This window comes from Pusillimonas sp. (assembly GCF_035515275.1).
In the GTDB taxonomy this organism is placed as follows: Bacteria; Pseudomonadota; Gammaproteobacteria; order Burkholderiales; family Burkholderiaceae_B; genus Pusillimonas.
In genome coordinates this window covers 19663-44588 of sequence record NZ_DATJBQ010000051.1, presented here as the reverse complement: position 1 = coordinate 44588, position 24926 = coordinate 19663, and the positions used below count along the sequence as shown (strand labels likewise).

At 59.0% G+C, this 24926-nt stretch carries 24 protein-coding genes; 15 read left to right on the top strand and 9 right to left on the bottom strand.

Translation table 11 applies throughout. The features are described 5' to 3' along the window. The first annotated feature begins 18 nt into the window (after positions 1-18). From VL003_RS03520 to VL003_RS03490, 7 genes are all read left to right on the top strand, one after another. Positions 19-1572: a CHAD domain-containing protein gene (locus VL003_RS03520; protein WP_325439628.1), complete on the top strand. Its 1554-nt coding sequence runs from the start codon at positions 19-21 to the stop codon at positions 1570-1572. Next, a complete protein-coding gene (locus VL003_RS03515) occupies positions 1569-2315 on the top strand; it encodes a ParA family protein (RefSeq protein WP_325439626.1) in 747 nt (248 codons plus the stop codon). The genes VL003_RS03520 and VL003_RS03515 overlap by 4 nt, the downstream gene beginning before the upstream one ends. Positions 2316-2437: 122 nt before the next feature. Further along, complete coding sequence (locus VL003_RS03510) at positions 2438-3964, top strand: ABC transporter substrate-binding protein (protein ID WP_325439624.1); 1527 nt, start codon at positions 2438-2440, stop codon at positions 3962-3964. Positions 3965-4057: 93 nt separating this feature from the next. After that, a complete protein-coding gene (locus VL003_RS03505) occupies positions 4058-5062 on the top strand; it encodes an ABC transporter permease (protein ID WP_325439622.1) in 1005 nt (334 codons plus the stop codon). Then, the gene (locus tag VL003_RS03500; RefSeq protein WP_325439620.1) at positions 5055-5930 is read left to right on the top strand and encodes an ABC transporter permease; all 876 of its coding nucleotides are present in this window, start codon (positions 5055-5057) and stop codon (positions 5928-5930) included. The genes VL003_RS03505 and VL003_RS03500 overlap by 8 nt, the downstream gene beginning before the upstream one ends. Positions 5931-5969: 39 nt before the next feature. After that, positions 5970-6866 (top strand): ABC transporter ATP-binding protein, encoded by an 897-nt coding sequence (locus VL003_RS03495; protein WP_325439618.1) that lies wholly within the window; start codon positions 5970-5972, stop codon positions 6864-6866. After that, positions 6859-7686 (top strand): ABC transporter ATP-binding protein, encoded by an 828-nt coding sequence (locus VL003_RS03490; RefSeq protein WP_325439616.1) that lies wholly within the window; start codon positions 6859-6861, stop codon positions 7684-7686. The genes VL003_RS03495 and VL003_RS03490 overlap by 8 nt, the downstream gene beginning before the upstream one ends. Here VL003_RS03490 and VL003_RS03485 read toward each other — a convergent pair. The 9 genes from VL003_RS03485 to VL003_RS03445 form a co-directional block, all read right to left on the bottom strand. Then, a complete protein-coding gene (locus VL003_RS03485) occupies positions 7683-9083 on the bottom strand; it encodes an amidase family protein (RefSeq protein WP_325439614.1) in 1401 nt (466 codons plus the stop codon). The two genes, VL003_RS03490 and VL003_RS03485, sit on opposite strands and share 4 nt — an antisense overlap. 2 nt (positions 9084-9085) lie before the next feature. Then, positions 9086-10246, bottom strand: a complete 1161-nt coding sequence (locus VL003_RS03480) for an ABC transporter substrate-binding protein (protein ID WP_325439612.1) — start codon at positions 10244-10246, stop codon at positions 9086-9088. After that, positions 10234-11367 carry an alpha-hydroxy acid oxidase gene (locus VL003_RS03475; protein ID WP_325439610.1) on the bottom strand — a complete coding sequence of 378 codons (1134 nt, stop codon included), beginning with the start codon at positions 11365-11367 and terminating at the stop codon, positions 10234-10236. Before VL003_RS03475 ends, VL003_RS03480 begins: the two co-directional genes overlap by 13 nt. After that, a complete protein-coding gene (locus VL003_RS03470; RefSeq protein WP_325439608.1) occupies positions 11364-12044 on the bottom strand; it encodes a Fe2+-dependent dioxygenase in 681 nt (226 codons plus the stop codon). The genes VL003_RS03475 and VL003_RS03470 overlap by 4 nt, the downstream gene beginning before the upstream one ends. A 128-nt stretch (positions 12045-12172) precedes the next feature. After that, a complete protein-coding gene (locus VL003_RS03465; RefSeq protein WP_325439606.1) occupies positions 12173-14488 on the bottom strand; it encodes a TonB-dependent receptor in 2316 nt (771 codons plus the stop codon). A gap of 216 nt (positions 14489-14704) precedes the next feature. Then, positions 14705-15880, bottom strand: coding sequence for an AI-2E family transporter (locus VL003_RS03460; protein WP_325439604.1), 1176 nt, complete (start codon positions 15878-15880; stop codon positions 14705-14707). 138 nt (positions 15881-16018) lie between these two features. Next, entirely contained in the window at positions 16019-16456 is a 438-nt protein-coding gene (locus VL003_RS03455) for a nucleoside deaminase (RefSeq protein ID WP_325439602.1), read from the bottom strand. A gap of 56 nt (positions 16457-16512) precedes the next feature. Beyond that, a complete protein-coding gene (locus VL003_RS03450; protein ID WP_325439600.1) occupies positions 16513-17043 on the bottom strand; it encodes a hypothetical protein in 531 nt (176 codons plus the stop codon). Between the two features lie 111 nt (positions 17044-17154). Continuing rightward, positions 17155-17541, bottom strand: coding sequence for a DUF4870 family protein (locus VL003_RS03445; RefSeq protein WP_325439598.1), 387 nt, complete (start codon positions 17539-17541; stop codon positions 17155-17157). Between the two features lie 184 nt (positions 17542-17725). On the opposite strand from VL003_RS03445, the gene VL003_RS03440 reads away from it, so the two are divergent. The 8 genes from VL003_RS03440 to VL003_RS03405 all read left to right on the top strand — a co-directional run bounded on the left by VL003_RS03440 (position 17726) and on the right by VL003_RS03405 (position 24852). Next, entirely contained in the window at positions 17726-18130 is a 405-nt protein-coding gene (locus VL003_RS03440) for a YbaN family protein (protein ID WP_325439596.1), read from the top strand. A 66-nt stretch (positions 18131-18196) separates the two neighbouring features. Continuing rightward, a complete protein-coding gene (locus VL003_RS03435; protein WP_325439594.1) occupies positions 18197-21136 on the top strand; it encodes a monovalent cation/H+ antiporter subunit A in 2940 nt (979 codons plus the stop codon). Next, positions 21136-21480: a Na+/H+ antiporter subunit C gene (locus VL003_RS03430; protein WP_325439592.1), complete on the top strand. Its 345-nt coding sequence runs from the start codon at positions 21136-21138 to the stop codon at positions 21478-21480. The genes VL003_RS03435 and VL003_RS03430 overlap by 1 nt, the downstream gene beginning before the upstream one ends. Then, positions 21477-23108 (top strand): monovalent cation/H+ antiporter subunit D, encoded by a 1632-nt coding sequence (locus tag VL003_RS03425; RefSeq protein ID WP_325439590.1) that lies wholly within the window; start codon positions 21477-21479, stop codon positions 23106-23108. The genes VL003_RS03430 and VL003_RS03425 overlap by 4 nt, the downstream gene beginning before the upstream one ends. Next, on the top strand, positions 23105-23590 hold the full coding sequence (locus tag VL003_RS03420; RefSeq protein ID WP_325439588.1) for a Na+/H+ antiporter subunit E: 486 nt from the start codon (positions 23105-23107) through the stop codon (positions 23588-23590). Before VL003_RS03425 ends, VL003_RS03420 begins: the two co-directional genes overlap by 4 nt. Then, positions 23587-23868 (top strand): K+/H+ antiporter subunit F, encoded by a 282-nt coding sequence (locus VL003_RS03415; RefSeq protein ID WP_325439586.1) that lies wholly within the window; start codon positions 23587-23589, stop codon positions 23866-23868. The genes VL003_RS03420 and VL003_RS03415 overlap by 4 nt, the downstream gene beginning before the upstream one ends. Beyond that, positions 23865-24188 carry a monovalent cation/H(+) antiporter subunit G gene (gene mnhG, locus VL003_RS03410; RefSeq protein WP_325439584.1) on the top strand — a complete coding sequence of 108 codons (324 nt, stop codon included), beginning with the start codon at positions 23865-23867 and terminating at the stop codon, positions 24186-24188. The genes VL003_RS03415 and mnhG overlap by 4 nt, the downstream gene beginning before the upstream one ends. 169 nt (positions 24189-24357) lie before the next feature. Further along, positions 24358-24852 (top strand): hypothetical protein, encoded by a 495-nt coding sequence (locus VL003_RS03405; protein WP_325439582.1) that lies wholly within the window; start codon positions 24358-24360, stop codon positions 24850-24852. Positions 24853-24926: the final 74 nt, after the last annotated feature.

The following is a 24926-nucleotide window of genomic DNA, read 5'->3' as shown; positions in this document are numbered from 1 at the left end:
ATTTGCACAGAAGAGTTAATGGCAAACTCAATAAGCAGGTCGTACTGTCTACCCATCGACGCGGTAAACGATTTTGTCACGCTACCCATTGGCGGGCTCGACCCCATGCCGGCCAACGAAGCACGCACCGACTCCACAGCATTTGTCGCACTCGATACTTTCGACCAGACGCTGCGCGGCTCGAACCGTCTGCTGCTTGAAACCCCCGCCGCCCTTGAACTGCTCGACGACAAGCTTCCCTTGGTGTCGCAAGCCTCGACAAACAAAACCCGGTTCGCCACCGAATTTGCCGACGGCCCCGTCAAGCGCGCCTTAGGAAAAACCTCTCCGCTGCGCAGCCTGCTGGCCATAGGAACCGGCGAGCGGCACCGAGCCACGGCCGTTTTTATCGACGACGAGGGTAAAACACACTGCCGGGCCAACCTGATGCAGCTGGTTACCTCGCAAGACCGCGCGGTGATTGTGGAGCTGCATGGCATAAAGGGCTATGAAGAGTCGCTTGGTTTGCTGCACGAGCATATCCAGAGCCTGGGCGGCGCGCCCTTGCAATGCAGCGAGCTTTACAAGCAGCTCTTCCCGCCCCGGCCCACGTATGACCCCAAGCCCGAAATCCCGATCGAAGAGGATGACACCGCCTTTGATGCCGCGAACAAGATCATCGCCACCCATATTCCGCTGATGCGGGCCAATGAGTTCGGCATTATCGCCGACTACGACACTGAGTTCCTTCACGACTATCGCATTCATCTGCGTAAGATCCGTTCGGTATTAAGCTTGTTCAAGGGGGTGTACGACGAAGACCAGACCACCGCGCTAAAAGCCGAGTTTTCCGCATTCATGGCGCCTACCGGCGCGCTGCGTGACCTGGACGTCTACCTGCTGGAACAGCAGCGCTACTACGACCTGTTGCCCGACAGTCTGCATGGCGGCCTTGACGCCCTTTTCAGTTTGTTGGCCAAGGTGCGAGCCACCGAAAAAAACCGCCTGACGCGTCATCTTCAAAGCACCCCCTACACGCGTGCAGTCACGGCGGCGGCAAAGCGTTTTTCGCGACGCGGGGGTGTAAGGCCAGGTGTCAACGCCATGCTTGCCGCGCACGACTACGCCACCGAGCGAATCTGGCAACGCTATCGCAGGGTGCGCAAGATTGCTGGCGGAATCACTCCTGCCACGCCCGACGCACAAATACACGAGCTGCGCATCCACTGTAAAAAGCTTCGCTATCTTATGGAGTTTTTCGGCCCGGTATTTCCACAAGCCGAGCTCAGCCCATTGCTTAAAGCGCTAAAAAGCATTCAGGACGAGCTGGGATTGTTCAACGACTATTCGGTGCAACAAGACAACCTCAGCCTGTTTGCAAGCAGGCTGGGCACACAGCACCTTGACGCCGACCTGGAAATTGCGCAAAGCGTCGGTGCGCTGATAGCGGTGCTGCACCGCCGCCAGATCGAGCAACGCGCCAGGGTGCTCAAGCAGCTTAATCGGTTCAATCGCCCGGGCATACGCCATGCCTTCCAACAGCTTTTTCAACCGCCCAAACCTCAGCAGCCGCCACAGGACGACGACACATGAAGATAATTGCGTGCTATTCGAACAAAGGCGGGGTAGGCAAAACAGCAACTTGCGTTAACCTGGCCTACTCGCTGGCCGCAACCGGTAATCGCACCTTGCTTTGTGATCTCGACCCTCAGGGGGCTTCCAGCTTCTACTTTCGCGTCAAGCCGTCCAAAAAACTGGATGAAGCCGCTTTTTTCAAGGATGTCGAGAAATTCGCCAAGGCGATTCGGGGCAGCGACTACGACAATCTTGATATCTTGCCGGCCAACATGAACTTTCGCGAGTTCGACGTATTTTTATCGCAGATGCGCAATAGCCAGTCCAGGCTCAAAAAGACCCTGAAGGCAGTTCAGAAGGATTATGACTATATCTTGCTAGACTGCCCGCCCAGCATCTCGACACTGTCCGAAAACATCTTTCGGGCTTCCGACGTCATACTGATCCCGGTCATTCCCACCACACTTTCGCAGCGCACATTCGAGCAGCTGATTGATTTCTTCAAAGATCACAATTTGCCCGAAAAAAAACTGCTGGGTTTTTTCTCGATGGCGCAGGGCGTTAAAAACCTGCATTCCGAAACCATCGGAGCCATGCAGGCGGCGTATAAAGGCCGGTTTTTAAAAACCCGGATTCCATTTGCCTCGTCGGTGGAACGCATGGGCATCGAGCGGGCGCCCGTCGTGGCCACCGCGCCGGGTAGCGTCGCCGGCCGCGCCTACCAGGAACTTGCCGACGAACTGATTAAACACTTGGGCTGACCGAAATATTTGTTTACCGGGTTAACACCACTTTAAGCTTCAAGCTTTGACTCTTAAGATCAATGATTCCAGGGGGCATATGTTCCTTTGGGGTTCACAACAACATCGACAAGAGACAAGCCATGGCCCACACCCGACGCGAGTTCCTTCAAACCAGTATCAGTCTGGCTGCGCTTACCATGATTGGCGCGCCGGCCCTAGCCCAAACTGCCGACAACCTGGTCATTGCCTACCACACCGGCGTTCCAAACTGGGATCCCACCACCGGGTCTTCGGGGGTCAACCCAAAGCTGCAACCGCTTTATCTTACTGTGTTCGACCGCTACATACAGCAAGAACCCGATCTTAGCTTTACCCCTGGCCTGCTGACCGAATGGGGTTTCAGCGACGACAAAAAGCAAATTCGCATGAAGGTGCGCGAAGGCGTCAAGTGGCATGACGGGTCCGACTTCGGTCCCGAAGACGTCGTTTTCTCGCTTGAACGCGCCGCCGACCCCAAATCGGGCAACCCGGGCCAGTTTGTGTGGGGCAAATTCGGCAATTACAAAATTGACGGCAACGTCATAACGGGCGACGTGCTCGAGTACGAACCCACGGTGTTCAAATGGATGGCCTTCCTGACCGGCTATGTGTTGCCCAAAGCCTACTTCGAAAAAGTGGGCCCCGAAGGCTTCGAGCGCGCGCCCATCGGCACCGGTCCCTACAAAATCGACGCCTACGAGCGCGGCGCCTACGTGCGCCTGGTGGCCAACGAAAACTACTGGCGCGGCAAGCCTGCATACAAGACCGTGACCATCAAGTTCGTACCCGATGCCGCCAGTCGTGTGGCCGAAATCGAATCGGGCAACTCGCACGTCACCCTCGAAATTCCCTACGAAGAGTACGACCGTCTGCTGAAAAAGCCCGGGCTCAAGGGCGAGGCGTTTCCGGTGGCCGACGTAGGCATGATCTTCCTGAACGACGTGGGCCCCATGCTCGACAAGAACGTGCGCCTGGCGGCGCACCATGCCATCGACAAAAAGCTGATTATCGACCGCCTGCTACGCGGCTACGGCGTACCGCTGTCCACGCTCGAGGCCCCCGAGTACGACGCGTTCGACCCCAACCTCAAATTCGAGTACAACCCTGAAAAAGCCAAGCAGTTGCTGGCGGCCTCGGGCTTTTCGCCCGACAAGCCGGTACGCTTCAAAATACAGACCACGCGCGGCTACAAGCCCAAAGACTACGAAATGATCCAGGCCATTGTAGGCATGTGGCGCCGGGTGGGTATTGAAGCCGAGATCGAAATCTACGAAATCGCCAAGCACTTCGAGCTTCGGGCGGCCGACCAACTTGCGCCGGCAGCCTTCTACAACTGGGGCAACGCCATTGGTGACCCCACCACCTCTACCGGCCACGCCATGTTCGGCCCGTCACCCCACTCGTCGTGGGACACCGACGACCTCGATCAAAAAATCATGCCCTTGTGGGGCGAAACCGACGAGGCAAAACGCATACAAGGTTGGAAGGACGTTAACGCTTACATCATGGAGCAAGGCTACGTCATTCCTCTATTGCAGTATGTGATGCCGGTGATTCACACCGACAAAATCGTTGTCCCACCTGCGGCCACAGGCGATATTACCCCCTACATGATGAAGCCCGCTTAAGCCATTTTGTAATCTCTTGCGTCTCGCTGTTTTTGCCTTTCTTCCGGTAACCCCTGCGGGGGTTACCGCCTCAAAGCAACACATGTAGCATCAATGCTTAAATCCATTCTTGCCAGGCTCCTCTCGATGGTGCTGACGCTAATCGGCGTTGCCATCGTCGTATTTGTGCTGATCCGCGTGGCGCCCGGAAACCCCATTGCCATGATGCTGCCGCCCGGCGCCACACAGGCCGACATTGCGCAGCTAACCGCCATGTACGGGCTGGACAAATCGCTTTTCGAGCAATTTGTCATCTGGGCGGGCAATGCCATTCAAGGTAATTTCGGCAACTCGATCACCTTGCGTCTGCCTGTCTCCGAACTGGTGCTGCAACGTCTGCCTGCCACGCTCGAACTTTCCATACTCGCCCTGCTGATTGCCGTCGCCCTGGGGGGCTTCACTGCCATTTTGGGTGCCAAAGAACGCGGACGTTCTACCGAAGCCGGGGTCGATCTGCTCAATGGCGTAACACTGTCCATACCCGATTTTCTTTGGGGTCTGCTGCTTATTCTGCTGTTTGGCGTGCTGTGGCCCGTGCTTCATATTTCGGGGCGTATATCGCCCACCCTGAGCCTGCCGTTTACCACTCAGTTTTATCTGTTCGAAGCCATTATTCGCTTACGCTTCGATCTGGTGGCCGACCTGCTTGGCCACATGCTCATGCCTGCACTGGCATTGGCCCTGCCCTTGGCGGCCATTATTTCTCAGTTGCTCAAGCAGGGGCTAAAAGAAGTGCTCGAGCTTGACTACACAGTACTGGCTCGCGTACGCGGCTTTACCGAAACTCAGGTCATATTGCGCGAAGCCTTGCGCAATGCCGCCCTGCCCACCCTTACCCTGATCGGCGTGCAGTTTACGTTTCTCATCGGTGGCACAGTTATTGTCGAGCGCCTGTTCGCCTACGAAGGCCTGGGCAATATGGCCATTGATGCGGTCATAAACCGCGACCTGCCCCTGATACAAGGTATTGTGCTGACCTTTGCCGCCATATTTATTCTGGTGAACCTGGCTGTCGACCTGGCTTACACTTTTTTGAATCCGAGGTTGCGCCATGGCTGAAGCGGCCCTTAGTACCACGCACACTGAGCCGCGCCGTCGTGCGCGCCGACGCAATCTGCGGCTGTGGCTTTCGGCCGGCTGGCTGTTACTGGTTGCCCTGGCCGCTATGCTGGCGCCTTTTATTGCACCGCACGACCCGCTTACCCAAGACCTGATGCTCGAGCGCTTGCCACCACTGGGTCTGGAAGGCGCCGAACCGGGCTATCTGCTGGGCACCGACAGCCTGGGCCGCGATGTGCTGTCCCGCCTGATCTATGGCGCCCGCATTGCGCTTACCGTTGCGCTTATTGCCGCCAGTGCCGCGTGCCTGTTCGGCTCGGCCCTGGGCCTGCTTGCAGGCTATTACGGCGGCTGGATCGACCGCATTATTTCGCGGCTGGTCGACATCTGGATGGCATTTCCACCCGTCCTGTTTTCCATCTTGCTGGTGGCCGTGCTGGGCACCGGGCTTACTTCAGTGATTCTGGCCATTGCCATCATCGACTGGACCCGCTTCGCACGGGTTGTGCGTGCCGAAACCATGGTGCAGTCCCGCATGGATTATGTCCATTCGGCCCGCATCGGCGGTGCTTCTCGCCTGGCCACCCTGGCGGGTGAAGTCCTGCCCAATGTGCTGCCTACCGTCGTGGCGTTGCTGGCCCTTGAAATGGGCGTCGCCGTTATTGTCGAGGCCATTCTAAGTTTCGTGAACCTATCGATCTCTTCTGACACGCCTACCTGGGGCGGCATGATCGCCGAAGGCCGCGCCTCGATCCATTTCAGTTGGTGGGTGCTGGCCGCGCCGCTGGTTGTGCTGTTTCTTACCGTCCTGTCGTTCAGCCAGTTGGGCGAAGGGCTTAAAGACCAGTTCGATCCGCTGATGCGTTGATGCCTGACGCCGCCATCAACACGCACAAACGAGTAAGCCATGAATCATCCCGGCAACCCCACCCCCAATACTCCCGCCTTGCAGGTAGAAGGCCTGAACGTATCGGTCGACAACGGCCCGCGCTTGTTGCGCGACGTGTCAATTTCCGTACAGCCTGGTGAAGTCCGCGCCTTGGTGGGCGAAAGCGGCGCCGGCAAAAGCATGATCGGCAAAGCAGTACTGGGTGTGCTGCCGCGCGGAATCAGCAAAAGCTCGGGCCGCATCCTGTTGCAGGGCGCTTCGCTGGACGAGCTCAGCCCCGCCTCACGACGCCAGACTGTGGCCTCGGTTGCATCCTTGATTCCGCAAGACCCGCTTACGGCCCTTAACCCGTCAAGGCGCATCGGCGTGCAAATTACCGATCGCCTTATACGCCGCCTGGGCTGGTCAAGTCACGACGCCCTGCAGCGCGCACACGAGCTGCTTGATCGCGTCAGTATCCGCGACCCCAGGCGGGTCATGGCTTCGTATCCGCATGAACTGTCGGGCGGCATGCGTCAGCGCGTGCTTATTGCCGCCGCGTTTGCACCCCGCCCCAAACTCATCGTGGCCGACGAACCCACCACGGCCCTTGACGTCACCGTTCAGAAACAGATACTTAAGCTGATTCGCGAGCTGCAGGCCGAAACCGACACGGCGGTTTTGTTTGTGACGCACGACATGGGCGTGGTGGCCAAGATCAGCCAAACCGTTACGGTATTGTTTTCAGGCAAGGTCGTGGAAAGCGCCGCCACAGCCCAGGTACTGACCAATCCGCAGCACCCTTACACACGTGCGCTTATCGCGGCCACACCCCGCTACACCCATCCGCACGAACCTTTACGCCCGGTGCCTTCCGAACTGGTCGCCACGCTTCGACAAGAGATTGCGCAATACGACGAGGTCGCCAATGCCTGAGCCCCTTTTTAAAGTCAGCAACCTTAATCTTGCGCTGCCCGACCTATCGCGTAAACCTCTGCTGCGCCCGGCACCCCGTATCGAAATTCTTAAAGACATCTCGTTCGAACTGCCTCATGGCGCCATTACAGGCATCGTGGGCGAAAGCGGTTCGGGCAAGACCACGCTGGGCCGCCTGCTGGTGCGCTTGCTTGCGCCCAGCTCGGGACACATTCAGTTCAAGGGCAAAGACATAAGCCGACTGGACGAGACAGCGCTCAAGCCTTTGCGCCGCGACCTGCAAATGATCTTCCAGGATCCGATGTCATCGCTTAATCCGCGTCACACCATCGGGCACATTGTGGCCACGCCCATGAAACGCTACGGCCTGGGCGACACGCAGCGCCGCGCCCTGGAAATGCTTGAACGGGTCGGATTGCCGGCAGCGTTTGCCCAGCGTTATCCTCATGAACTGTCGGGCGGCCAGCGCCAACGGGTGGGCATTGCCCGAGCCATCGCCTTGAACCCCGCCTTTATTCTGGCAGACGAAATTGTCTCGGGGCTGGATGTGTCCTCGCAAGCCCGCGTACTGGCGTTGTTAAAAGAGCTGGCCGCCGACCTTAATCTGACCATCGCCTTTATCAGTCACGACCTGTCGGTAATCCGCAGCCTGTGTGATGAGGTCATTGTGCTGGACCGCGGCGTCATCGTCGAGGCCGGCCGCTGCGAACAGGTGTTTGACGCGCCTCGAAGCGACGTTACCCGACAACTGATTGACGCCATACCCCTGCCTGAAGTGGATGATGCCTGGTTTGACGAGGTGCCGCTGGCAGCGGTCTAGGGCGCGTTCTGCGCCATAAGGCGCTCTAGCTCGGCAGCCGTCTGCAACACTTGCGCATCGTGGTACTTGCGGCCCACAATTTGCAGGCCCAGCGGCAGCCCTTCGGGGCAAATGCCAATCGGCAGCGACACGGCAGGCTGCCCGGTTACGTTGAACGGGTAAGCGTAGCCGCTTTGCCGAAACCAGTTCATGGCAGGTGCCCGTTCGGCCTCGACGGACTCTTGTGCCACAGGGGCCGAACCCGGCATCATGGGGGTAAGCAAAAGATCGACCTGGCTGAACACACGGCCCAAATCGGCCGCCATTTGGCGCAGCCGAACCCGGGACTGCGCCAGTTCGGTCATGGTCATGGCCTGCCCCTCGCGGTATAGCTGCTGCAAACCAGCACCCAATTGATCACGTCGTTCGGCCGGCCAGGCATAGAAAGATTCCAGCATGCGAGACCGCCATATCATCCACATGGCTTCCGCGCAGTCGTGCAGGCCGGGTTGAACCTCTTGCAAGTAATATCCCGCCCCGCGCAATTTCTGGAGGCAAGCCTGGAACGCATTAACCACGTGTTCATCGGGCCGCAGGTCGGACCCCAGATAAAGCGACCAACCCAGACGCAGGGGCTGAGACCCGTTGGACTGTGTTCTGGCAAACATCGAGGCGAGGTCGCGCGCATCGGGCTTACCCAGCACGATCATTGCCGCGCTGCAGTCTTCGACCGAGCGCGAAATAACACCCAGATGGGCAAATTCCGTGAACGCGCTGGACGGGATCATGGGTATAGCGCCGAAACTGGGCTTGAACCCCACCAACCCGCAATATGAGGCTGGCACGCGCACTGATCCGCCTGCGTCGCTGCCCAAAGCAAGAGGCCCCCAACCCGCAGCTACCTGCGCTGCCGCCCCGCTGCTGGAACCACCCGCCGAACGTGACGTGTTGACAGGATTGCGGGTAAGACCGGTAAGCGGGTTGTCGGAGCGTATGGTCCAGCCAAATTCGGTGGTGGTGGTTTTTCCGAACAGCACGGCGCCCGCATTGCGCAATAACTGGACAGCCGGCGCATCGACACTTGCCGGCGCGGCGTCGGTCATGGTCCGCGAACCCCGGCGGGTCGGCCACCCGGCCACGTCGATCAGGTCTTTGACGGAAACGGGTACGCCGTCGAGTGGCCCCAGAGGCGCACCGGCGCTGTAGCGGGCCTGGGCGGCGAGCGCTGCTTGCACCGCGTGCGGCCAGTCGAAATGACAGAATGCGTTAATGACCGGATCGCCCGCTTCAACGGCTGATTTCAGCGCCTCTACAACCTCGACGGGTTTAAGGGAACCCTCTTTGAAGGCCCTGGTCAGTGCGGCACAGCCCATTTCAAGCAAAGGATCGACGCGGTGAACAGGCTGAGCGCTCGCCATGTTTACTCTGCCTCGAAAGCTTCGAATTCGACATTGGCGTATACGCCGTCCACTTTTTCGAATCGACGAATATACTGCGTTTGCACGACGTCGCGTGTTTCAGGATCGATGCGAATGCGGCCCCGGGGGCTGTCGATTTCCATACCCTTTAGGGCCTCGATAAGCTTCTGACCGTCCGTATCGCCCTGAGTCTTGCGAAGGGCTTCGTAAATGGCGACCATGCCGTCGTAAGCCGCCACGGCCATAATCGCCGGACGCGCATTCTTGTCACCCCGCAGCTTGATAAACTCTTCGACAAAACGGCGATTAAGGTCGGAATCATGGTGCATGGAATAGGGGTAGACCGTAACCACACCCATGCCGTTTTCGCCAATGACGTTCACAATGGGCTCGTCGACGATGTCGCCGGTGCCGATAAGCCTGATGCCCTCGGCCTCAAGATTGCGCGCACGAAACTCGCGCATCAGGGCGGGCGCCACGTCGCCGCCGTTAACAAAGGCAAACAGAACGTCGGGTTTCGCGTCCTTGACCCGCATGATATAGGGCGAGAAATCAACCGTGACAATGGGGGTGCGCACCGTGCCCACGATCTTGCCGCCTTCGGCTTCAAATGCCTTGATAAATGCTTTTTCTGCATCAAGGCCAGGGGCGTAATCGGCCGCAATCACGTAGGCAGTGCGGGCGCCCTCGCGATAGGCCCATTTGGCGATAGGCGGAACCGTGGTTGTGAACTCGAACGAGGTTCGCACCATGTAGGGTGAGCGCGAAGGCAGGTTTTCGCCCGCCGCATTCATGACAATCTGAGGCACCTTGGCCTGTGTCGCAATGGGTGCAGCCGCCAGGGCGCTGGGGGTAAACACGAAGCCCGCCAGGAAATCCACCTTTTCGCGCACCACCAGCTCTTGTGCATGCCGTTTGGCCACTTCAGGATGCGCGCCGCCCGTGTCCTTCAAAATAATCTCAACCCGCTTGCCCGCCACCGTATCGCCGTGCATGGATTGATACGCCTTGACGCCCGTTTGCATCTGTTGGCCGAATTCAGCAAAAGGGCCGGTCAAGGTGGTGATCAAACCCACCTTGACAACCTCTTCCGCCGAAACAGAAGGTGCGACCACCAAAGCACCGATGATGGCGGCGAGCGTACAGCGATTCATGAATGACATGTTGAGATTCCTGTGTTGAGGATGATCGAGGATTCATCGATATCGGCAAGCGTGGCCGTACCGGCCAACGCCATGGCGATTTCCAGTTCAGTGCGCAGCATATGCAAGACGTGCACCACGCCGCGAGCACCTGCCGCCGCCAAGCCGTATAAATAGGGCCTGCCTATGAGTACAGCGCTGGCGCCAAGGGCCAGCGCCTTGAACACGTCTGTGCCCCGCCGAACACCGCCGTCGAGTAAAACAGGTGCTCGTTGCGCCACCGCACGACTTACCGCAGGCAGTGCTTCGATGCCGGCCGGCAACCCGTCAAGGCTGCGGCCGCCGTGGTTGGAAACAATGACGCCTGCTGCGCCGTGATCCAGCGCCCGGCATGCGTCATCAGGGTCCATAATACCCTTGACGATTACCGGAAGGTGAGTTGAGTCGACCAGTTGACGCAGGTCGCTCCACCGAGGGGCGCAATCAAGCAGGCCCTGACCAAACAGCGGGCTGGATCCGGGCCGGGCAGTGTGTAACCTTGCCGCCTTCATGCCGCGCAGATTCACGGCCTCAATGCCTGCGGGTAAGACAAACCCTGCTCTTTGTTCACGGTTACGCACCCCGTTTACGGGGGCATCCACCGTCAGCACCAAGGCCTGATAACCCGCCCCCTCTGCTCGATTCACCAGCACCTGCGTAAATTCGCGATCGGGCTGAATGTACAGCTGAAACCATAAAGGCTGGGTCGCATGAGCCGCCAGTTCTTCGAGCGAAGCACTTGCCTGAGTGCTGACCACCATGCCCGCCCCCATGGCCGAGGCGGCCAGCACGGCCGCGTGCTCACCCTGCTCGTGCGCCAGCTTCTGAAACGCAACCGGCGCCAGCATGATGGGGTGGTCCCATTCGTGGCCCAGCAGCCTGAACCGGGTGTGCGCCCCACGCATGTCGGCCAGCACCCGCTGACGCAGGCGCATGCGTGCAAAGGCGGCCTGGTTCTGGACTTTGGTCAGCTCGTCGGCCGACCCGCCGCTTATGTACGCCCAGGCAGATTCACTCATGCGTTCGCGGGCGAAAGGTTCGTAATCGGCCACGGCCGCAATCTGGGGTGGTATCTGTGCCAGGGGGGGTAATGGCGTGCTCATGTGTCCGCCCACTCGCGGATGAGGTTGTGATAGACCCCGGTTAGGCGAGATAGGGCCTGATGGCCGGGCTGGCTTTTAGCCACGCTTTGTATGGCGTTGTCCAGTTCCAGCAGCATGGCGCGGCGATGATCCTCACGCACCAGACTTTGTATCCAGAAAAACGCCGCAAGGCGAACCCCCTTGGTTACCGGGGCGACCCGATGCAGACTTGCGCCTGGGTACACCACCATGTGGCCGGCCGGCAGCTTGACGCTGTGCGCACCATAGCTGTCTTGTACGATCAGCTCGCCGCCCTCGTAGTCTTCCGGATCGCTAAAAAAAAGTGTGGCGGAAATATCGCTTCGAACTCGATGCGGCGAACCCGGCACGCCGAAGACGGCGTTATCGATATGGTCACCGTATTGCCCGCCCCCTTCGTAACGGTTAAAGCGCGGCGGCAACACCCGCTGGGGCAAGGCGCCGGCAATAAAGGCCGGGTTGTTGCCCAGACGATTGAGAATCAGTTCCCCGACCTGCTGCGCCACCGGATGATCCAGCGGCAGCTGCTTATTGCTTTTGGCACTTACGGCCACGTAACCCGCCGTCTCGCGGCCATCGGACCATTCGGCTCGCTCCAGGGCCTGGCGGCATTGCCGCAACTGCTCCGGCGTCAATATGTCGGGAATTTTCAGCATCATGATTGCTATTCCTGTTCCGCCCTGCGGATAAAGAAGAAAAACCGCTATAAATATAGCGGTTTATTTTGCAGGGCCGGCAAGCGAGTGCACACCGGCCCTGCACGGCTGACTCTACTGCGACAAGCGCATCAGAACCGTGCGTCTGCGCTAAGCATCACAGTACGACCGGCACCCGGAATACCGAACAACTGGAAACCGTCGGAGCTGGCCGAGCCGCGCTGCAAGTAAAACTTGTCGAAAACGTTGTTGACGTTCAGGCGCAAGGCGAAGTTCTTGTTGACCTTGTAACCCACGGCTGCGTTGAATAACCAGAAGCTGGGCATGTATACGTCGGCCGAGGCGTTCCGAGCCACCGTGTTACCGGCGGCGAAGCGACGCTTGCCAATATACTGCGCGCCAAGACCCGCATCCCATCGATGATCGAACTCATAGTTCGTCCAGAGATTGAAGGTCATGTCGGGGACGTTCTTCATCTTGCCGCCCACCTGGGCGGGGTCTTCCTGATTTTCAAGAATCTTGCTGCGCAATAGCGTCCATCCGCCATAGACCGACCATTTGCTCGTGACGTTACCGGCGACGCCCAGCTCAACACCACGCACCCGCTCTTTGGCGCTGGACTGAATAGTCTGGCTGGGATTGTCAGGATTGGTGTCTGACGGGTTGCTGCGCTCGACCTGGAACACGGCGGCGGTGAATGCCAGCTTGTCGTCCAGAACGTCCCACTTGGTGCCCAGCTCCCATGTTTTGGCCTTACCGGGCGAATAGTGCGCTGCATTCCCATCTTCATGGCCAGTGCCGGTGCGCGATGCAGCATCGGCCGCGGACGGCTGGCTTGCCTGACTGTACGAAAGATAAATGCTGCCGTTCCGCACCGGCTTATAGACCACGCCCAGGCGGCCGCTCCATACGCCTTCACTTTGTTCAAACGGCCTGCGAGCACCCATGTCGTCGTACCACTTGACCCTGAACTTGTCGTAACGCAACCCGGCAGCGATTTCCCACTGCTCGTTCAGCGTGATCTGATCATAGGCATACAACCCCCAGTTGGTGACCTTGGCACCTTCTTTGCTGGTTAATTCTTTTGTTGACCACGAACCGTCATAATGCGTGGTGGGGTTACGGACGTCGATCACATACGCCAGCGCATCGCTTCCCGTGGGCACCATGAAGCTCGGCACACGATAACTACGAGGATCCTTGCGATAGCTTTCTTCGTAGAACTCAACCCCGGTTACCAACTGGTGACGAACGCTGCCGGTATTGAAATCCAGATTCAGGTCAGTCTGATTGGCTAGCACTTCGCCTTTATAGGAGTTGGCATTGCCCCGCAAACGATTCACGGCCAGGTAGCCTGTTGGATACACCTCTGCACCTGACGAGTTGTAGCCCCAATAATTGCTGTTGCCTGGGGCTGCGATGATCTGTCCGGCCTCGGTGGCGCCGACCGCATTCAACATCCGTCCACCTGTATTCAGTAAGGTAAACCGTTTGGTTTCCGCCCAGCGCGTCTGATTGCGAACGGAGGTCTTGCTGTTGAAGTCATGCTCGACACGCAAGGTCGCGCTGTTGTACTCGGTTTCCTCGGTGTCCATGTTCGAGAGCTGCCCCCAGTACTCGCGCGAGACGCCGTTCATACGATGACCGCTGCGGTTGATGGGGACGCCCCAGTCAGGTGTGTTGGTGTCCTTCTGGTGCATATACATGGCCGTAACACGGGTGTCGGTGCCCAGGCCCCAGGTAAACGAAGGCGCGATACCCCAGCGCTCGTAATCGGTGCCCCCACGCTTGGCTACGTCGTTCTCATGCCACATGGCGTTAAGTCGAAAAGCCATGGTGTCGCCGATCTGGTGATTAAGATCAGCGGTGGTGCGACGGTAGTGGTCGGTGCCGACACCCACATGAAAATCATAAAAATTGTCGAGCCTGGGTGTTTTGGTTACCAGGTTGACCGAACCGCCCACTGACCCAACGCCTGACTCAATGGAACCCGTGCCCTTGAACACCTCGGCCTGTTCCATATTGAAAATATCGGTACGGGTGCTTAGGGCACTTTCGCGCACGCCGTCCACAGTAATGCTCTGCTCGGCCGAAAAGCCGCGGATGGTCATCATGTCGCCCCAACCGGCCCCACCTTCCCCAGAGGAAAACGTAATACCCGGCACGTTGCCAAGTACTTCCTGAAGGCTTTGCGCGTTCTGTTGCTGCAGCACTTCGGAAGGCACGATATTGATCGTCTGCGGCGTGTCCAGCAACGGCGCCTGAAACTTGGTCGACTGCACCGCTTCGGGCTTGAAGGTGGGCGCAACCCCTTGAACTTGCACGGGTGCCAGTTCAGACACGCTGCCGGGTTGCGCACTCGCAAGCGCCGGCGCCGCAAGCGCACCGCACACGGCCAGATGCAGTAGGTTGAAACGTTGTACAGGGTGCTGAGCGTGACGAGCCATTGGGCTGTTCTCCGTTTTTTAATGTTTTAAAAACTGCGGTCTGGAGCAGGCAGGAAAAAGCGATGAGCTTACTCCTACTGCGAAGCAGAACGATAATCATTCTTGATACTAAAGTCAAATAAGAAACAGAATCATTCGTAGCGGCTTCGCAACGCTGTCCGACGGCTCAAACAAACTGGAGAAACGTAATGAAGTGCCCTGACGCAGCCCCGTCGATCAGGACGGGGCGCCGGAATCCTGATGGGTCGGTCTGGGCCCCGTCGTGGCACCGCCCCCATACTGCATGGGGGTTTGGGCGGTCATGACCGGCTCGTAGCCCGCATCCGACAGGCCCGGCACGGCGGCGCTTTCTTCAAGCGTCCATTCGCGCCAGATCGCCACGAGAAGCGCCATCAGGACGGGGCCGATGAACAGACCCACGAAACCCATGGTCTGTACCCCGCCGACCAGGCCGAAGAAGGTAGGCAAAAAGGGCAGCTTGACCGGCCCGCCCACCAGACGTGGCCGCAAGGTCTTGTCGACGATGAAAAGCTCGACGGTACCCCAGATGAAAAGACCCAGCCCGGCCATGACCTGGCCCGAGGCGGCCAGATAAATGGACACCAGAGTGAATGTCAAAGGCGCCCCGCCGGGAACCAGTGCCATGAATCCGGTAACGACCCCCAGCAAGACCGGCGACGGAACGCCCGCAATCCAATAGGCCACACCCAACACCACGCCCTCGCCCAGCGCAATCAGACCCATGCCGGTAACGGTTGAGTTGATGGTGGCGGGCACCATGCGCGAAAAACGCTGCCAACGCCCGGGTAGAACGCGTTCGCCGACCACATCGAGCTGCGTACGTATGCGTGCCCCGTCTTTATAGACAAAGAACAGCACAATCAACATGAAGAGGACTGTGAGCAGCAACCGAAACACATCACCGGTCGCCGAAAGCAGCATGCGATAGATATTGCCAAGGTGCTCGCCACTGACCATTTCAACGAGTTCACCCAAGGCATGCGGTTCACCGAGATAGGTGACCCAATGGCGTCCAAGCCACTCGCCCACCAGGGGCAGCTCGACCAGCCACAAGGGCATCGGCACGCCGTCGCGGTTGGCCGCCAGCGCCCAGCGTATGAAGCTGCTGGCCTCTTGCACAGCGAAACTCATCGCCAGCGACAACGGGATGACCAAGCCCAGAATCACGATACCCAGAGCCAGGCCCGCTGCCAACGCGTCGCGACCGCCGCAGCGTCGGAGCAAGCGCTGATACAGCGACCAGCTTGCCAAGGCGATGATGAGGGCGGCAAGAACGGGAACCAGGAAACCGCGAAGAAAATAAAGCCCGGCAAGAATGACGAGCACAAGAAGCCAGCGGGTGATCAGGTAGGCGGGCAGTATCGGTTGCATGAAGACCAAAGCTTTAGGGTTTTTGTAAGGTTAAACCAAAACCCGCTGCCGCATGCAGCCGCTCCCATTCTGAAGCCTTGTCGGCTTCAGAATGGGACGCGCGAAAACAACGGAACCGGGCAGGCTGCCCGGGTTGCTTCAAACGCCGATGTCTTCGTTCCAGAGCTCGGGTTTCTCGCGGATGAAGTCGGTCATCATGGCGATGCAGTCAGGATCCTGCAGTACGTGGACCTGCACGCCGCGTTCGCGCAGCAAGGCTTCATCGCCCATGAAGGTGCGATTTTCGCCCACGATAATCTTAGGAATGCCATACAACAGTATGGCGCCCGTGCACATCGGGCACGGCGACAAGGTGGTGTACAGCACCGAATCGCGATACACGGCGGCAGGCTGGCGGCCGGCGTTCTCGAAGGCGTCCATTTCGCCATGCAATATGGCGCTGCCCTGCTGGACGCGGCGATTATGCCCGCGGCCGATAATGCGCCCTTGATGCACAATGACCGAACCTATGGGAATGCCGCCTTCGGCCAGCCCCTTGCGGGCTTCATCAATGGCGGCTTGCAGAAAAATATCCATGGGGCGCTCCGGCGCCCTAGGATTATTGTTATGACTGAAGCAGTGACAGCAAACGGTCAGACGGTTCTGACTACGTCGACACCTGCATCGGTCAGTGCTTTCATCAGCGCATCGCATTGTTCGGGGTTACGCGGATGCAGCACCAGCGACCACTTGCCCTGCTCGGCCGCCTTTCTGACCTTCAGTATGACGATCTGGTGGTCGGGGCGCGCTGTGACGAGGCCACCAAGCATCATGCCCAGTATGGTAGCAAAACTGACGATGACTGCGGCGCTGGCGCCCGGCGAGGCGACGATATAGGTAATGGGTAACGCATACAGCACCGCCCACAACACCACCCCCACCAAAAAGCCGACGGCGCCCAAAATAAGGTGGGCGCGGATGCCGGTGCGGGCTATGCCCTTGGATTCCGGCTCGAGCTTGCGGGCATAATCGCGTTCTTCGGGAGCCACCAGCATCCATTGTGAAGGTTCCAGCTTTGCTTGCCGGCTAAGTGCCTGCGCAGCCGCCGAGGCCGCATCGCGTGTTTCGTACACCGCCGCAATTTTTGTTGTGGCGCCTTCACCAAACAGGGCCTGCCAGGTCATGAGCATCTCCTTTCAGGTATGCACACGCCCCCAGCAACCCTCGTGCCCAGCCAAATAGCATCATGCAGTTGAACAACGGTCAGAGCACTCAGCGATAGCCGGGCAAGGCCATCAGGCCGTTGTATACATGGCCTTGCCGTCGAGCAAACGCAACCAGCCCTTGGCAATACGGTAAATAGTCCACACCAGAAGGCCGACCAATACAAAATAGCCGACAACAATGGTCATGAGGATCAGGCCCACCACACACCACAGCAACGAGTACCAGAAAGTGCGGATCTGCCAGCGAAAATGGGATTCCAGCCAGGTGCCACGAGAGTCGCCGATTTTTACGTGGGCGATGATCACGGCCACGATCGCGGTAATGCCTACAAAAAATGCTGCCGCCTGCAAAGCGTAAACCACCGTGGCCACGGTTTTAATCGAATCGGGCTTACCTGCTGCACCAGCTTCGCGGTTCGAGCTGCTTTCGCCTGCAGGCGTGATTTGGTTGTTCATGTATCGGCTTCCTATGGCGCGCCCCACTGGCACGCATGCATTGATCGACTGCAGCAAATTCTGCAGGGCGTAATGCTAGCAAGCCGGGACCGGCGCGACAACTTGCAACATCCGTACGCGGGCCGTTTGTTGCGCATATGCCGTCAGCACGCCTGTATTATTGCCGTATTGAGGGACATCAGGCATGAAGATATTTTTCAACGTCGTCGGTGGTATTGCTCTGGCTCTGGCTGCGCTCGGGGTGGCCCTGCCTCTGTTACCCACCACGCCTTTTCTGCTTGTAGCGGCGGCTTGTTTTTTGCGCGGGTCGCCCCGAATGCATGCATGGCTCACCCAAAACCAGGTTTTCGGCCATTACCTGCGCGACTACCAAGAAAAAAAAGCCGTTCCCCTCAGGATCAAGGTTGTGGCAATTGGGCTGATGTGGCTTTCGTTGGGCTATTCAATGTTGTTCGTGGTGCCAACCTTGAAGATACCACTTGGCCTGATAGGGTTAGGGGTGACCGCCTACCTTGTGCTGGGCCTGAAAACCCTGCCAAGGTCGACTTCATGCGGCTCACAGGGCATCGATGATAAAACCGGGGACTGACCGCTCGGAAAAATATCGTATCATTAGGAAGGTTTCTTTCGTCTCCCCTCATTTGCTGCAACCCGAATGTCCCTGATCCTCATTCTCGTATTGCCGTTCATTGGCAGCCTGATAGCCGTCGCGCTACCCGCCAATGCGCGCAATATAGAGGCCTGGCTTTCGGGCGTCATTGCAATCTCTTGCGCGGTGCTTGCAGCCGTCAATTATCCGGCCATCTCGTCGGGTGAGGTCATCCAGTACTCCACCACCTGGATCCCGGGGGCACTTCCCATTGATTTCAACCTGCGCATGGACGGTTATTCGTGGCTGTTCTGCATGTTGATCACATTAATGGGCGCGCTGATAGTTCTGTACGCCCGGTACTATTTGTCGCCTCAAGACCCTGTACCCAGGTTCTTCTCGTTCTTCCTGATGTTCATGGGTTCAATGCTGGGTGTCGTCATGTCGGGCAACCTCATCCAGCTGGTCGTGTTCTGGGAGATGACCAGCCTGACCTCGTTCATGCTCATTGCGTACTGGAACCACCGGCTCGACGCGCGTCGGGGTGCACGCATGTCGCTGACGGTGACCGGTGCGGGGGGCCTGGCTCTGCTTGGCGGGGTGTTGATGCTGGGGCACGTGGTGGGCAGCTACGACCTCGATGTCGTGCTGGCTTCAGGCGACCTGGTACGCGGCCACCCTTGGTACTCCACCATTCTGGTGTTAATGGCCCTGGGCGCCCTGACCAAAAGCGCTCAGTTCCCGTTTCATTTTTGGCTGCCCAACGCCATGGCGGCACCCACGCCCGTGTCGGCCTACCTGCACTCGGCCACCATGGTCAAGGCAGGGGTGTTTCTGCTGGCGCGCTTTTGGCCGGTGTTGGCCGGCACCGACGAATGGTTTTACATTATTGGCGGGGCGGGGCTCTGTACTTTGGTACTCGGAGGCTACGCGGCCATTTTCCAGCAAGACATGAAAGGGGTGCTGGCCTACTCCACAATCAGCCACCTGGGCCTGATCACGCTACTGCTGGGGCTTAACAGCAATTTAGGGCTCATCGCCGCCATCTTCCACATGATGAACCACGCAACCTTCAAAGCGTCGCTCTTCATGGCTGCCGGCATCGTCGATCACGAAACCGGCACGCGCGACATGGGACGTCTTTCGGGGCTACGAAAGGCCATGCCCATTACCGCCACGCTGGCCGTGGTGGCGGCTGCTTCAATGGCCGGAGTGCCGCTACTGAACGGCTTCCTGTCCAAAGAAATGTTCTTTGCCGAAACGGTCATTACCGGCCATGGACCGATCATCGAAACCGGCCTGCCGCTCATGGCGGTGTTGGCAAGTGCGTTCAGCGTCGCTTATTCGCTGCGCTTTATCTTGCAAGTTTTTTTCGGCCCGCCTGCCACCGACTTGCCGCGCTCGCCGCACGAGCCGCCGTTCTGGATGCTCGTGCCCAGCGGCCTGCTCGTGCTGACCTGTTTATTGGTGGGCATGCTTCCAAAATACACGCTTGGCCCGCTGCTCGAGTCGGCGGCCTTGTCCATTCTGGGCGACGCTACTCCCTATTACGACCTAAAAATCTGGCACGGCTTCAACCTACCCCTTGCCATGAGCCTTATGGCGCTCGCCGGCGGCATTTTGTTGCTGCACTTGCTGCGCCATCAAAACTACGTCAAGCCGGGGCGCGCGCCGCTTATCTACCGCTTCGACGGACGCCGCAGTTTCGAACTGCTGATGGAAGGCATAGATTCCATCTCGGCTACCTTGCTCGGTTGGCTATATTCGCCCGGCCTGCAACGCCAGTTGCTGCTGGTGACGGCAGGCACCTTCTTTGTGGCACTGTTGCCGCTGGTTCATGGGGGGTGGCTGGATCCGGTCATGGAGACTCCGGCCGACCTGTTCTTCATTACCCTGTGGCTGTCGGGCGCGGCCTGCGCCATCGGGGCGGCACGCCAGGCCAAGTTCCATCGTCTGGCTACCCTTGCCTTGTCGGGCGGCGCCGGCTTGGCCACTGCGCTGACCTTCGCCTGGTTCTCTGCACCCGACCTGGCCCTTACTCAGCTCGCGGTCGAAGTCGTTACCGTGGTGCTTATTTTGCTGGGCTTACGCTGGCTGCCACCCCGTATTCAGGCCAAAGACAGCAGCGCACCCCTGAATGCAAAAACGCTGGTCCGTCGCGGGCGCGACCTGGCTGTGGCGATCGCCGCGGGCGCCGGCATGGCGGCGCTGGCCTACGCCATACTGACACAGCCCGCCGGGCCCGGCATTTCTGAGTTCTTCCTGCGCAACGCTTTGCCCGAAGGGCACGGCTCGAATGTGGTCAACGTGATTCTGGTCGATTTCCGGGGCTTTGATACGCTGGGCGAAATCACCGTACTGGGTATCGTTGCCCTGACGGTGTACGCATTGCTGCGGCGTTTTCGTCCACCTCCGGAAAGTATCAAGGACGGCCCGCTTCGCCGCCAGCAAGGGGCCAACAACCCTTCGCTCGATCACATCGAGCCCGAACCCGATCCCGACGCCGATCTGCCCCGCGGCAATATGCAGGCGCCTGCAGTGCTGGCGCGGCTGCTGCTGCCCATGGCTGTTCTGGTTTCGCTGTTCTTCCTGCTACGGGGCCACAACCTGCCGGGCGGCGGTTTCGTGGGCGGGCTGATCATGGCAACTGCCATCATCCTGCAGTACATCGTGGGTGGCGTCGTCTGGGTCGAATCCCGTCAGAGCATCCGGCCGCAAAAATGGATTGCATTGGGGCTGCTGGTTGCGGGCGGCTCCGCATTGTCCGCCTGGGCGGCGTACCGCCCCTTCCTGTCGGCGCTGATCACTGACATCGAACTCCCTGTCGTGGGCACCCTTCACCTGTCCAGCGTCCTGTTTTTCGACCTGGGCGTCTACATGCTGGTGGTCGGCGCAACCGTGCTGATTCTGGTGGCCCTGGCTCACCAATCGCTGCGCTTCCGACGCAAAGCCCCCTCCGGTGGCGCTTCGTCCGTCGCACCCCTATCCAATTCAGGAGCAGCCTAGTGGAAATTGTTCTGGCGCTCGCTATCGGCGTATTGACCAGCTCAGGCGTCTGGCTTATTTTGCGCCCCCGCACGTTTCAGGTCATTATCGGGTTCTCGTTACTGGCCTACGCCGTAAACCTGTTCATTTTTTCGATGGGCAGGCTGCGCATCGGCGCAGCACCGGTCATTGACAAAGCCCACGAAATCGACCCGTCGCTTTACACCGACCCGGTGCCACAGGCATTGGTGCTAACCGCCATTGTCATCGGCTTTGCCACCACCGCCCTGTTTCTGGTGGTGCTGCTGGCATCGCGCGGCTTTGCCGGTAACGACCACGTCGATGGCAGAGAGGCCGACCTGTGAACAACTGGTTGCAACATCTGCCCATGCTGCCCATTGTGGTGCCGCTCATGACGGCCGCGCTTCTGGTACTGCTGAAGGAGTCTCGCCGCAAGACTCGCCTTACATTGTCGTTTGCCTCGGTGCTTATGCAGGTTTTCGTGGCGTATCAGTTATTACTGGTCACCGCCGGCCATATGCCCGCACTCTGGCCCGACAATATCGCCGTGTACCTGCTGGGCGACTGGCCCGCGCCGTTCGGCATCGTACTGGTGGCCGATCGCCTGGCCGCCGTCATGCTGCTGCTTTGCTCGGGGCTGGGCCTTGCCTCGCTGATTTACTCCACGGCCCGATGGGAGCGCGCGGGGGTTCACTTTTTACCTTTGTATCAGTTGTTGCTCATGGGCCTGAACGGGGCCTTCCTTACAGGCGATCTGTTCAATCTGTTCGTGTTCTTTGAAGTGCTGCTGGCCGCTTCATACGGCCTGATTCTGCACGGTTCGGGCGAGCTGCGTGTAACCGCCGGCCTGCATTACATTGCAACCAACCTTGCCGCGTCGTTCTTGTTGCTGATAGCCATCGCCCTTATTTACGGCGTCACCGGTACGCTCAACATGGCCGACCTGGCGGTTCGGGCCGGCCAGCTTGCCGGCGGCGACCGCCGCCTGTTCGAAGCCGCCGCCGCCATATTGGGCATCGCCTTTTTGGTCAAAGCTGCGGCGTGGCCGCTTAATTTCTGGCTGCCCAACGCCTACGCCTACGCCTGTGCACCCGTGGCTGCGGTGTTCTCCATCATGACCAAAGTGGGCATCTATTCATTGCTACGGCTGGGCTCCTTATTGCAACCCACCGGCGCTCCCGCCGCATTCGGCGGCGAGTGGATGTTTCCTCTGGGGCTGGCAACCCTGGTTTTCGGATCGATCGGCATGCTGGCCACCCAACACGCCGAACGCCAGATTGGTTATTGCGTGATCATGTCATCGGGTACCTTGCTGGCCGCACTAGGTATGCCGGGCGTCACGCTTACCGGCCCGGCACTGTTCTACCTGCTTACTTCAGTCCTGGCCCTGGGCGCTGCCTACATGCTGATTGAAATGATCGAACGTACCCGCGGCTTCGGTGCCGACGTGCTCGCAGTCAGTCTTGAAGCGTTCGACCTGGACGACCCAGAGTCGCCTGACCGCTCTGACGACGTGGTGGGGGTGGCCATTCCGGCAGCCATGGCATTTTTGGGCATGGCCTTTATTTGCTGCGCCTTGCTGATAGCAGGCCTGCCGCCCCTGCCCGGCTTCGTGGCCAAGCTGTCGATGCTCTCGGCGGCGCTGCAAACGTCCGCCACCGACACCCCCTCTATTGCCGCCTGGACGTTGGTAGGCACTGTGCTGCTTTCGGGCCTGGCCGGCATCATCGCCCTGACTCGCACCGGCATACGTCTGTTCTGGAGCTCTGAAGACACCGTTGTGCCACGGTTGCGTATCAGTGAAGCAGGCTCGGTCGGCATTTTGTTGCTTGCGTGTATCGCGCTGGCCATCTGGGCAGGGCCGGTTTTGGCGTTCCTGAACGACACGGCGCTGATGCTCGACAGGCCTCAGTCGTACATTGATGCGGTCATGGCCGTGCAACCAGTGCGCCCCCTTGGAGCGACGCCATGAAGAACACGCTGTATTGGCTGGTGCTGCCGGCGATCTTGCTCTTGATGTGGCTGCTGCTGAACAATTCGGTGTCGCCCGGGCATCTGGTAACCGGCGCCGTGCTGGCTTTATTGCTTGCCTGGGCCGCCATGGCGCTTCGCCCGGTGCGGTCGCGGCCCAAGCGTCCGTGGGCCATGCTCAAGCTGTTCTGGCGGGTGGCCGTCGACATCACCCATTCGAATTTTATCGTCGCTCGCCTGATTATTCTTGGCCCCGATTCGCACACACCGGGCTTCATGAAGATTCCGCTCAGCATGACCGACCCGCACGCACGGGCTGCCCTCGCCTGCATCATTACATATACCCCCGGCACCGTCTGGTCAGGATATTCTGAAGAAACCAACACCCTGACTCTTCATGTGCTCGATCTGAAAGACGAGACCCATTGGGTCGAGCTGGTGCAGAACCGTTATCAAAGCCTGTTGTTGGAGATTTTCGAATGACTACAGTCTTGTATTGGGCCGGCGTCTATGCGCTAAGCTGCTTTGCCATTGCGCTGGGCATTGCCACCGTACAGTTGCTGCGCGGGCCGACACCGCAAGATCGCATACTGGCCCTGGACACCATGTATATCAACGGCATGCTGATCATTCTTGTACTGGGCGTGCAGTATCAGACAGGTCTATATTTTGACATTGCCGTCGTAATCAGCATTTTTGGGTTTGTCAGCTCGACGGCCATGGCAAAGTTTCTTCTTCGAGGCGAGGTAATCGAACCATGAGCGATCTTCCTTTGTGGGTAACCATACCCAGCACGCTGTTGTTGCTGCTTAGCGGCACCATGACTCTAATCGGCTCGGCAGGGTTACTGCGCTTCAGGCGTTTTTATTCGCGCATGCACGCTGTGACTCTGGGCAATACCATGGGCGCCTGCTGCGTGGTGTTGACCAGCGTGCTGGTGGCCTCTTCGCTGGCACAGCGGCCTGTCTTGCACGAGCTGCTCATTATTATGTTTTTGGTAATCGTCTCGCCCATCACAGCTATCTTGCTAATGCAAGCCGGCTTACGGCGCGACGCACGGCGGCCTGTTTCACACGATTAGCCTTCCAGGACTACGACGCGCCCGGCGGCACGCCGCTTGCTGCGCTTCGCCACCAGGCGAGCGGACGGTTCAATATTTGGTTACAGGGTCGTTCGGGCATTCTTTTATACTGGGTAAGCACATTCCGGCCTATCACTCATTTCCGGCTGCGTCAGTCTAAAAGGAGTTCATGATGAATCACTGTTCAGCAACACAGCGTCGACGCGTTTTGGCAATTTGCGCATTAAGCGCCGGCCTTTTTTCAGCGGGTGCGTTCGCCGCCAACGGGTCGAGCGCCGATATCGAAGCAAAATATCGCCACGACATCGAACGCTGCAACGCGGGCCAGACAAACCAAGACCTTGCCACATGCAAACGCGAGGCGGGCGCGGCCATGCAAGAGGCGCGCAGGCAGCGGCTGCTGACCCATCAAGAACAATCGCTGCAATCAAACTCCACGGCGCGCTGCCAGTCGTTACCCGCCGACATGCGCGGCGACTGCATGACGCAGATGTCGCAAGGGGCAAACACCACCATTCAGGGCAGCGTTGAAGGGGGCGGCATACTGCGCACCACCGAGATCACCATACCCGGCGGCACCGAAACCCAAACCACCATCATCACTCCGAACACCGTTGATCCGGCAGTCAGCAACCTGCCCCGCGCAGGTATGGCGCCGCGATAGCACCCGCGGCCTGCATTCGGGCCGCCCATAATTTGCACGCCGTCTCTGGCCGAGACGGCTTTTTTATTGCTCGG